General features: G+C 66.7%; 4 protein-coding genes. All 4 read left to right on the forward strand.

Annotated elements, in window-relative coordinates; translation table 11 throughout:
- Positions 1-56 precede the first annotated feature (56 nt).
- The gene (locus tag G7B67_RS08140) at positions 57-3935 is read left to right on the forward strand and encodes a non-ribosomal peptide synthetase (RefSeq protein ID WP_166210635.1); all 3879 of its coding nucleotides are present in this window, start codon (positions 57-59) and stop codon (positions 3933-3935) included.
- A gap of 165 nt (positions 3936-4100) precedes the next feature.
- Positions 4101-4940: a phytanoyl-CoA dioxygenase family protein gene (locus G7B67_RS08145; protein WP_166210637.1), complete on the forward strand. Its 840-nt coding sequence runs from the start codon at positions 4101-4103 to the stop codon at positions 4938-4940.
- 123 nt (positions 4941-5063) lie between these two features.
- Entirely contained in the window at positions 5064-8336 is a 3273-nt protein-coding gene (locus tag G7B67_RS08150) for a non-ribosomal peptide synthetase (RefSeq protein WP_166210640.1), read from the forward strand.
- Positions 8333-11526: non-ribosomal peptide synthetase (locus G7B67_RS08155; protein ID WP_166210643.1), on the forward strand; the 3194-nt coding region annotated here is incomplete at its 3' end. The genes G7B67_RS08150 and G7B67_RS08155, both read left to right, overlap by 4 nt.

Raw genomic sequence — 11526 nt, forward strand, 5'->3', positions numbered from 1 at the left:
GCGATTCACCGATGTCGCGCGCGCGGCGCAGCATGATTGGCTCCGGGTCGGCCAGCATGCCGTTGCATGCCGCACAGGAAGTCGTCTACTTCGACCAGCTGCGCGATCCTTCGTGCGCGAAATACAACATTGGTGGCTACATCCGGATCCAGGGTGGATTCGACCCGCAGCTGTTCGGCGAGGCACTGGCCTGCTTCTCGCGCGCCAATCCGCAAGAGCGGATCGAGATCAGCGCCATCGCGGGTGTGCCGCACCAGCGGCAAGCGCCGTTCGACTCGCTGGCCGCTCCGGGGATGCTGGACTTTCCGTCGATGGACCACGCCTCTGCCTGGATGCAGTCGCGGATGGATTGCCCGTTCGACATGCGGCTGCCGCCGCTGTCCGAACATGCCTTGCTGCGCGTTGGCGAGCGCGATGTCCTCTATTTCGCCCGCTATCACCACGTCGTGGCCGACGCCTATTCGTTTGCGCTCAAGATCAGGACCGTCCTGCAGCTGTACCTGCGCATGTCGGCGGGCGAGACGGTTGCCGACCTGCCTTCGGCGGACGCGGCGTTTCGCGGGGAAGTCGACGATTGCGGGCGGTACCTGGCATCGGCTGAGCACGCCGCCGACGAGCTTTACTGGACGACGAAGTACTCACGGCTGCCGCCACCGGTCTGGCCGGACATCGATGCAACCGCCGATGCTGCCTTCAGCGCGGAAGCCTCCGTGGAGCTGCCGGAAGCCCTGTCGCGATCGCTGCTCGCGCTGGCGCGCGATACGGGGGTCAGTCCGGCGCACGTGCTGCTCGGCGTCGTCGCCTGCCACGTCCGGCGCTCCACCGGGGCGGATGATTTCGTGGTCGGCGTTCCGATCCACAATCGGGTTTATCGCCGGCAGAAGTCGTTGTTCGGCATGTTCACCACGATCATGCCGAGCCGGGTCCGGTTCGGCGGCATCGACACGTTCAGGGCACTGTTGCGATCGATCGGTCTGGCCCAGAACGCCGACATGGCGCATCGGCGCTACCCCTTTACGCAACTCGCTCGGCAACTGCGCAAGCGCGATGCCCGAAGGCAATCGCTGTTCGATGTCGCAGTGAACTTCGAACGCTTCGTCCCGTGGCCTGCCGTCCCGGACCTGCAAGTGAGCGCGCACGAGCTCGCGTCGCGGCAGGAAGACATCCCGCTGCACGTGAAGCTTTGCGACTTCGATGGCCACCAGGCGCAATTGCTGAAGGTCGCCTGCAGCAGCGGCATGCTCGCTGGCCGTCCGGTGGAGGATGTCGCCGAGGAGTTGCTGGCGGGCATGGCCGAACTCGTGGCCCATCCGGATGCGCCATTGCAGCCAGCGCGGGAAGCGGGCGCGAGTGCTGACTATTGGCGCCGCAGCCTCCATGACGCCCCGCCCGCCCCGGAACTTCCGCTTGATCGGCCACGGTCGCGGCATCCGGCAGCCGCCATGCACGAAGTCGTGGTTCCGCTGCCCGCCGGCTGGCCGGTGCCATCTCCATCCGTCACAGGCACTGGTTCGCGGGAGAGGCTCGCGCTGCTGCTTGCGGCCTGGTCGCTGCTCCAGTGCAGGCTGGGCAATGAGCCGGACGTTGTCTCCGGCCTGGCCGTCGACGCCAAGGTGTTGCCTCTTCGCGTGCGCATCAAGGCCGACGACGATGTCGCGGCGCTGCTGCGGGCAACAGCTTCAGTCGTCAGCGACGGCCTTGCCAATGCCGCGGCCTGGGACGGGAGTCCCGAATCCCTCGTCAGTCCGTTGCGTGCGGTGCTGTGCTGGCATGCGTCGGCCGACCTTCCGATCGACCCGTCGATCGACGTGCGGCTGTCGGCGAGCGAAACCGCGGACGGTTTTGCATTGCGATTGGGCTACGCGGTCGACCGGATCGACCCGGAGACCGCACACCGTTGGGCCGGCCACCTGAATTTCCTGCTCGAGTCGCTCGGCGCAGACCCACTGGCCCGCACCGGGGACCTGCTGCTGCTCGACACAGCCCAGCAGCGGGACTTGATTGAGGGATTCAACGCCACCCGCGTGGCATATCCCGACGACGCAGTGATCCATGCATTGTTTGAAGCGCAGGCCGAGCGGACTCCGGACGCTATCGCGCTGGAATACGAGGGCCGCACGCTGACCTATGCCCAGCTCAACCAGCGTGCGAACAGGCTCGCGCATGCATTGCGCGGAAAGGGCGTGGGCCCCGATCGCCTGGTGGCGATCTGCGCCGATCGAAGCATCGCACTGGTAGTGGCGATGCTGGCGGTGCTCAAAGCAGGCGGTGCCTACGTGCCACTGGATCCCGCCTATCCGGCAGAGCGGCTGCGCCACATGCTGGACGATGCCGACCCCGTCCTGGTGCTTGCCCAGGCCGCTTGCCGCGGGCAGTTGCCCGGCACCGCCGCCCCGGTCTGGCTGATCGAGGACGAAGCCTCCCACGCTGCTCAACCGGCCAGCAATCCGGAGGTTCCAGCCCTGGGGTCCCGGAACCTCGCCTATGTGATCTTCACCTCCGGCTCGACGGGACGCCCCAAGGGGGTGATGGTCGAGCATCGCAGCGTCGTGCGATTGGTCGTCAACAGCGATTTCGCGCCGCTAGCCCCAGGTGCATGCGTCGCGCAGTGCGCCAGCCCGGCGTTCGACGCCACGACCTGGGAAGTCTGGGGGACCCTGCTCCACGGTGCGCGCCTGCTACTGGTGTCGCTTGCCTCTTTGCTGAGCCCGATTGAACTCAACCACCTGTTCCGGGAGCGGGGCGTCACCGCGCTGTTCATCACGGTCGCGCTGTACAACCAGTATGTCGAACCGATGGCCGAAGCCTTCGGCCGGCTGGACTACCTGCTCGTGGGTGGCGACGTGCTCGATCCGCGCACCGTCGGGGCGTTGGTGAACTCGGCGCAGGCACCGCGCTGGTTCAAGGCCTGTTACGGACCCACCGAGGCGACGACGTTCGCAAGCATGCATGCGGTGGCGCAGGTGACTCCCGGGACCCAGACCATTCCGCTCGGCAAGCCGATCGCCAACACGACGATCTTGGTACTCGACGAGCAGCGCCGGCCTGCCCCGATTGGCGTCCGCGGCGAGCTCTACATCGGCGGGCCTGGCGTTGCGCGTGGATACCTGAAGCAACCGGAACTGACCGCGCTGAAATTCATCCCCGATCCTTTCAGCGACGAGCCGCATGCGCGCCTGTATCGAACGGGCGATCTCGGTTGCTGGCGTCCGGACGGCACGATCGAGTTCAAGGGACGCAACGATCACCAGGTCAAGATCCGTGGCTTCCGGGTCGAGCCTGGCGAAGTGGAGGCGCAGCTTCTAGCCAAGGCTCCAATCGCCAGCTGTGCCGTGCTTGCGCTCGATGGCATGGGAGGCAACAAGTTTCTCGCCGCATGGGTCGTGCCGGCAGGCGGCGGTGCGGGCGATTGTGAGCCGTTGCAGCTGCGCGCGCTGCTGTCAGCCTCGATGCCGGACTACCTGGTGCCGAGGGTCATCGTGGTGGTCGATGCATTGCCGCTGACCGCCAACGGCAAGATCGATCGCGCTGCATTGCGCGCGATGGGTGCGGGCCCGGTTGCTCCGTCGGCGTCGTACGTGCCGCCGGAAACCGCCACCCAGCGCTTGATCGCGTCGATGTGGGCCGAGCTGCTCGGAATCGAGCGCATCGGCCTGCACGACGACGTCTGGACGCTCGGCTGGCATTCGTTGGTTGCAACACAGGGTTTGGCGCGACTGCGCGAAACCTTCCAGGTGGAACTGCCGTTCCGTGCATTGCTGGAATCGTCGACCGTGGCACAGGCGGCCGAGGCTGTGGCGCGGGCCTGTCGCGGACTGGACGTGGCCGATGCCATCGCGGAGCTGGCCGAGTCCGTCATGGCGATGTCGGATGGCGAAGCGCGTCGACTGCTCGGACAGGTATCGCGGCGCGACGAACAGGCGGAGCCCGCGTAGCGCCAGAAACCAGCCACGAATTCCCGCCATGGGCGGGACACGTACCAGGGGCCGACCGGCCGCGCACCTCGTGCCGTAGGGCAAATGCGTGGGAAACCGACATGGCAAAGCCGACATCGACAGACCAGTGGCCCGCGCCCGCGCAGCCGCTGGAGGGAAACATCCATGCAACTGAGTCGCGAACAGATCGAAAGCTACCGGCGGGACGGCTATCTCTTCCTCCCGGCAATGCTGTCGGCGGAAGAAATCGCAGGCTTCCACGCGGCGTTGCCTGCGCTGTTTTCGCAGGACACGCCTCGCCGCATCCTGGAAACGGATGGCGTGACGGTGCGCTCGCACTACGGCGCGCATGCGGATGACAGCAGGTATGGCGCGCTCGTACGCGACGCCAGGATGCTGCAGCCCGCGCGCCAGCTGATCGGCGACGCCGTGTATGCCTACCAGTTCAAGATCAATTCCAAGCTGGCGTTCAGTGGCGAATGCTGGGCCTGGCACCAGGACTTCATCTACTGGCAACGCGAGGATGGCGTGCCGATGCCGCACATGACCACGGTTGCGGTGTTCCTGGACGAGGTCAACGAATTCAATGGCCCGTTGGTGCTGGTTCCCGGCTCCCATGCCGCTGGCGTCATCGACGTGGAATCGCGCGCGGCCAAGCCGGCGGCCTATGCCGATTCGCCGGACTGGGTGGCCAGCCTGACGGCGGACATCAAGTACTCGGTGCCACAGGCCACGGTCGCGATGCTGGCGGCAGCCAACGGCCTGGTGGCACCCAAGGGCCCGCGCGGGTCGCTGCTGTTCTTCCACCCGAACCTGGTCCACGCGTCGGCGGCCAATATTTCGCCATTCGATCGCATCGTCGCATTGGCCACGTACAACTCAGTGCAGAACCTGCCGCTGCATGGCGACCGGCGCCCGGACTTCCTTTGCAGCCGCGACTTCGCGCCCCTGGAGTCGTTGCCTGCCTGCCCGACGGACCACCACCGCCACCTCGCCGAAGCCTAGGCCTGGTTTCGCCTCCCACCTGCAACGACGAAGCCCGCCCGCGTCAGCTCCGGAATTCCAGCCATGCCATCGTCCATTCCAAACCAGGGCCTTAGCGCCGAAAAGCGCGATCTGCTCGCTGCCATGCTGGCGTCGCGCGGCCTGGCGGCACCGTTGGCAGGCGCCATTCCGCGGCGTGGCCCGGGCTTGGACGATGTGTGTTCGTTTCCGCAGGGCCGGCTTTGGCTGCTGGATCAATTCGAGGGTGCGGGCGCTGCCTACAACATGCCTGGGCGCATCCACCTGCGCGGAACAATCGATGTCGATGCGCTGCGCCGTGCGCTGGATGCCATCGTTGCGCGGCATGAGGGGTTGCGGGCCGGATTCGTTCATCGCGACGGCAAAATCCTGCAGATCCCAGCGCCGGCCGCTGGAGGGTTGGCGATGCCGCTGGACGATCTCTCCGGCAGTTCCACCGAGGCGGTCGAAGCGATACTGGCGAAGGAGGCACGCTCGGGATTCGACCTGACGCGCGGGCCTTTGATCCGCGCCCGCCTGCTTCGGCTGGCTGCCGATGAACATGTATTGCTGCTCACGATGCATCACATCGTTTCCGATGGATGGTCGTTGCAGGTGTTCGCTGGAGAGCTCGCTGCGCTCTACGCTGCGTTCCAGCAGGGTCTGCCCAGCCCCCTGGCGCCATTGCCGATCCAGTACGCGGACTACGCCGCCTGGCAAAGAAGCGAATTTGGCAGCGAGGCCGGGCAGGCGCGCCTGGCCTGGTGGAAGCGGCAACTGGCCGGGGCGCCAGCCGTGCTCGAGCTGCCGCTCGATCGTCCGCGTGGCGTGCGGCAGAGTTTTCGCGGTGCCGAAGTGCCTTTCGCCCTTGATGCCAAGCGCACCGACGCCTTGCGTGCACTGGCCAAGCGCGAAGGGCTGACGCTGTTCATGGTGTTGCACGCAGGGTTTTCGATCCTGCTGTCGCGGTTGAGCCGGCAGGAAGATGTCGTGGTCGGTACGCCCGTGGCCAATCGCCGCCAGAGCGTGTTGGAAAATCTCATCGGCTTTTTCGTCAACACCCTGGCGCTGCGGGTGCAGGTCCGCGCGGGCGCCACCGTGGGCGAATTCCTCGGCACGTTGAAGGAATCCACGCTGGCCGCGTTTGAACACCAGGACACGCCTTTCGACCAGCTGGTGGAAAGCCTCAATCCGGCGCGTACCGCCAGCTACAATCCGCTGTTCCAGGTGATGTTCGCGCTGCAGAACGCGCCGCGGCGCGAGGCGATCCTGCCAGGCCTTGACATGCGCCTGGAGATGGGAGGATCGGACACGGCAAAGTTCGACCTGACCCTCACGTTGCAGGAGAGCGACGACGAGGGCGGCCTGGAGGGGGCACTCAACTTCGCCAGCGACCTCTTCGACCGCGAGACGATAGAGCGTTGGTCGGGGCACCTGCACCGGATTTACGATGCGATCGTCGAGGATCCGTCCCGGCGGATCGCTGACCTGCCGCTGCTTTCCGTCGCGGAACACGCGATGGTCGTGCAGGCCTTCAACGCCACCCGACGGGACTATCCGGCCGGATGCCTGTCGCACCACCTTTTCGAGGCCCAGGTGCTGCGCTGCCCGGACGCGATCGCCGTGGAAGCTGGCGACAAGCAGCTGACATACGCGCAGCTCGAAAGGCGCTCCAACCAGCTCGCGCGCCATTTGCGCGCCTGCGGCGTGGGCGTGGATACCCCGGTGGGCATCTGCGTCGAACGTGGGCTGGACACGGCCATCGGCGTGCTCGCGATCCTCAAGGCGGGGGGCGCGTACGTGCCGATCGATCCGGATTACCCGCCAGATCGCGTCGACTGGATGCTGCAGGACGCGAATCCGCGGGTCGTGTTGACGCATGCGCGCCTGCAGCCGTCGTTGCCACTGGCGGGCCGCAGGGTGATCCTCCTGGATGATGATGCCGCTTGCGTGGCGGAGCAGCCGGGCGAGCAATTGCCCGGATTGCCGGGGCACGGTCCGGAGCACCTGGGCTACATCATCTACACCTCTGGTTCGACCGGACGCCCCAAGGGCGTTGCGTTGCCGCATCGCGCGTTGGTTAACCTGATCCACTGGCATTTGGAAGCACTGCGCCCGGCACGACGGGTGCTGCAATTCGCCTCATTGAGCTTCGATGCCAGCTTCCACGAGTTGTTCGCCGCCTGGCACGACGGCGGCTGCATCGTCATCCCCGACGAGGAAGTCCGGCGCGACAGCCGCCTGCTTGCCGATTTCATCCTGGCGCGCGACATCGACAAGGTCATCCTGCCAGTGGTGATGCTGCATCACCTGGCAGAGCGGTACGGCGACCGTCCGGAACAGTTCCGCGGGCTGCGTGAAGTGTTGGCGACCGGCGAGCAGTTGAAGATCACGCCAGCTGTGCGCCAATTGTTCGCGCAGCTTGGCGATGCCCGGCTGCACAATCATTACGGACCGTCGGAAACGCACGTCGTGACCGCGCACACGCTGCCCGCCACGCCAGAAGCGTGGCCGACCTATCCATCCATCGGCACCCCGATCGCCAATTGCCGGATCTACATCCTGGACGCATGCGGGCACCCGGTCCCGGTTGGCGTGGTCGGCGAGGTGTGGATCGGAGGGGTCGGCGTTGCCCGTGGCTACCTGAATCGCCCGGAGCTGACGTCGGAACGTTTCGTTGCCGACCCGTACGCGGACGAGTCCGGGGCGACGATGTACCGCAGCGGCGACCTCGGTCGCTGGCATGCGGACGGCTCGATCGAATACCTCGGGCGCAACGATCATCAGCTCAAGATCCGCGGCTTCCGGGTCGAGCCGGGCGAAGTGGAAAGCCGCCTGCTGGAACATCCATCGATCCGCGAGGCGGTGGTGGTCGGGCGCTCGGAAACGTCAGGCGATCGCCGCCTCATCGCTTACCTGACAGTTGGCGCGGAGGTCGGCGCGGACGCGCTGCGCGAACACGTCAGGTCAGCACTGCCCGACTACATGGTGCCCGCCGCCTTCGTCGTGCTGGCAGAGATGCCGCTGACGCCCAATGGCAAGCTCGACCGCGACGCGCTGCCGGCGCCCGATCGTGCCGCCGTGCAGGTACACGCATACGAACCGCCGCAAGGTGAAGTTGAGGGTGCGCTCGTCGAGGCATGGCAGGACCTGCTGCGACTGGAGCGGGTCGGGCGCAATGACAACTTCTTCGAACTGGGCGGGCATTCGCTGCTGGCGTTGCAGGCGGTGTCGCGCGCGGCGGACGCCTTCGGCGTGGAACTGGGCTTGCGCGACCTGTTCGATCGCCAGACCCCGGCTAGCCTGGCCGCGTTCATCGACACGCTGAAATGGGCCAAGGGCGGTCTTGCCACGGCACGCGTACCGGCCGGCGACGAGCGGGAACGGGCGACGATATGAGTGTCGCGATCGAAGACCTGCTGGCGGATCTGCGCCGGCGCGACATCCTGCTGGCGCTTGATGGCGAAAACCTTGCCGTCGATGCGCCGCGCGGTGCGCTGCAGGCCGGCGACATCGACCAGCTGCGCGCGCAGAAGCCCGAGATCCTGGCATTCCTGCGCAGGGTCGCCGGAGGTGATGCGTGTTCCCCGATCCCGCGCGTCGATCGTTGCCAGCCGTTGCGACTCTCACCGGCGCAGGCCCGCCTGTGGTTCGGCGAGCAGTTGGGTGGCGTCGGCAGCCTGAACCACCTGCCTGGACGGATCAGCATCGAAGGTCCGCTGGATGCGACGGCGTTGCACGCCGCCCTGGATCGCATTGTCGAGCGCCATGAGTCCCTGCGGACCAGGTTTGTCCACACCGGCGACGAAGTTGTGCAGGAGGTCCAGCCGCCATCGGGATTCCCGCTGGACTACGTCGATCTGCACGACCTGCCGGAGGGGATCCGGAGCGCGCAGCTCGAAGCGCATTGCCGGCAGGAACACGAGCAGGGCTTCGCGCTTGCGCTGGGACCGCTCGTGCGTGGTCGGCTGCTGCGCCTGGCACCGAACAGGCACGTGCTTTTGGTGACAATGCACCACATCGTGGCCGATGGCTGGTCGCTGGCGGTGCTCGCGCGGGAACTAGGAGTTCTGTATTCCGCTTTCGCCCGCAGCGAAACCGATCCGTTGCCGATCCTTCCAATCCAGTATGCGGACTACGCGTCGTGGCAGCACGCACGTTGCCGCGAGCCCGACGTGCGCGCAAAGATCGCGTGGTGGGTGCAGCAGCTGGCAGGGGCGCCTGCGCTCGAACTTCCCTCCGACCGTCGCCGACCGGAAGTCGCGGGCTTGCACGCCGGCGAAGTCGGCGTGTGCCTGCCCCAATTCCTTGTCGACCGACTTCGCGGCATGGCCCGCCGCGAGGACCTGACGATGTTCATGGTCCTGCATGCGGCGTGGACGATCCTGCTGGCCCGCCTCAGCGGCCAGGACGACGTGGTCGTCGGTGTTCCGGCAGCCAACCGCGGCCGTCGCGAACTGGACGGCCTGATCGGCTTCTTCGTCAACACCCTGGCATTGCGTACGCGGGTGCACCCCGGCGCCCGGCTGTGCGATTTCCTGGCGGAAGTGCGGGACACGGTGCTCGAGGGTTTCGCCCGCCAGGACGCGCCGTTCGAGCAGGTCGTCGAGGCGCTGGCACCTGCACGCGACCTTGGCAGGAGCCCGGTGTTCCAGTCGGTTCTCGCACTGCAGAACGCGCCATCGGCGCACGCCGAACTGGATGGCCTGTCGCTGGTGCTCGAGGCCGCGGAGAGCGATCGCACCGCGTTCGACCTGGCGCTGTCGCTTGAAGATCGCGACGGCGCGCTGGTCGGGCGGTTGGTGTATGCCACCGAGCTGTTCGACCGCGAGACCATCGAACGCTGGGCGATCCACTTCGCGGTGCTGCTCGAGGCCATGACCGGCGATCGCGAAGTCCTCGTCGGCGAACTACCACTACTGGAGGCATGCCAGCGTCGCGAATTGCTCGAGGCGTTCAACCCACCCGCGCAAGACCAGGCCGCCGAAACGCTGGTGCATGCGTTGTTCGAGGCCCAGGCGGCGCGGACGCCCTTCGCGCCGGCGGTTGAATCCGGTAACCATCGCCTGTCGTATGGCGAATTGAATGCGCGCGCCAACCGGCTCGCGCATGCATTGCGCGCCCATGGCGTCGATCCCGGGGCCGCGGTCGCGGTGTGCGCGGAACGCAGCATCGAGCTGGTGGTTGCGCTGCTCGCGATCTTCAAGGCGGGTGGCGTTTATGTTCCACTCGATCCTGCCTACCCGGCGCAACGGCTGGCCTACCTGATCGAGGATTCGGCGCCGGTACTGGTACTGGCCCAGCCGCACGTCCTGGCAGCACTGCCCGAGTCCGGCGTGCGCGTGTTGTCCCTGCACGATGAAGCGCTGCTTTCCGGTTACCCGGCGCTTGACCCGATCGTGCGCGGGTTGGGTGCACGGGACCTGGCATACATCATTCATACGTCCGGTTCGACCGGGCAACCCAAGGGAGTGATGGTCGAGCACCGGCAACTGGCGGTGACGTTGCAAACGGCAGCCGAGGAATTACGGTTTGGCCCGGACGACGTGCTGCCCAGCCTGGCCTCGCATGCGTTCGACATTTCCCTGCTTGAGATGTTACTGCCCTTGGTCCGCGGCGGTCGCACCGTGCTGGTGCCGCCAGCGCAGGTCAAGGACATTGGTGCCCTGGTGGAAGCGACATCCCAGGCCAGTTACCTGCATGTCGTGCCGAGCCTGATGCAGGTGCTGCTGGCGTACCTGGAAAGCCCGGGAGCGAACCGCTTCGAACGGTTGCGCTGCGTACTCGTCGGCGGCGAGGCCGTGCCACACGATCTGTTGCAGCGCATGCAAGCGCGCTGGCCCGGCGCCGATGTCGTCGAGTTGTATGGGCCGACCGAAGCCACGCTTGTCAGCAGCTTCTATCGAGACTCGGAATCGACGCTGGCGGCGGTGACGCACAACGTCGGGCGGCCTTTCGATCGCGCTCGGATGTACGTACTCGATGGTGCGCTGGCGCTGCAGCCCATCGGCGTGGTTGGCGAGATCCATCTGGGTGGCGATCGCGTCGCGCGCGGTTATTGCAACCTGCCGCAGCTCAGTGCCGAGCGGTTCGTGGCCGATCCCTACTCGCCGGTACCGGGCGCCAGGATGTACCGCACCGGCGACCTCGGCCGCTGGCGCCGCGACGGCAACGTCGAATTCCTCGGTCGCAACGACCAGCAGGTAAAGATTCGCGGATTCCGCATCGAACTGGGCGAGGTCGAGGCGCAGTTGCGCCGCATGCCGGGCGTTGACGACGCAACGGTACTGGCAAGCGATGATGGCGCGGGTGGCAAGCGGCTGGTCGCGTACGTGGTGGTCTCCACCGGGGCGCCGGACGTCGTCGAGTTGCGCGACCAGTTGGCGATGCAACTGCCGGCGCACATGGTGCCGGCCCTGTTCGTGCACCTGCCGGCGCTGCCGCTCACGCCCAACGGCAAGATCGACCGCGCGGCGTTGCCGGCGCCGGGTGCGGACGCGGTGGTGCGCCGGGCCTACGCGGCGCCGGTGGGGGAGATCGAGCAGGCGCTGGCGGCCATCTGGCAGGGGCTGCTGGGTGTGGAGCGGGT

This window comes from Cognatiluteimonas telluris (genome assembly GCF_011320095.1).
Lineage (GTDB): Bacteria > Pseudomonadota > Gammaproteobacteria > Xanthomonadales > Xanthomonadaceae > Cognatiluteimonas > Cognatiluteimonas telluris.

Bases quoted from the DNA above. Each gene is read 5' to 3' on its own strand.
- G7B67_RS08140 (WP_166210635.1), top strand. From the start codon at position 57: ATGCCGTTGCATGCCGCACAGGAAGTCGTCTACTTCGACCAGCTGCGC.
- G7B67_RS08145 (WP_166210637.1), top strand. From the start codon at position 4,101: ATGCAACTGAGTCGCGAACAGATCGAAAGCTACCGGCGGGACGGCTAT.
- G7B67_RS08150 (WP_166210640.1), top strand. From the start codon at position 5,064: ATGCTGGCGTCGCGCGGCCTGGCGGCACCGTTGGCAGGCGCCATTCCG.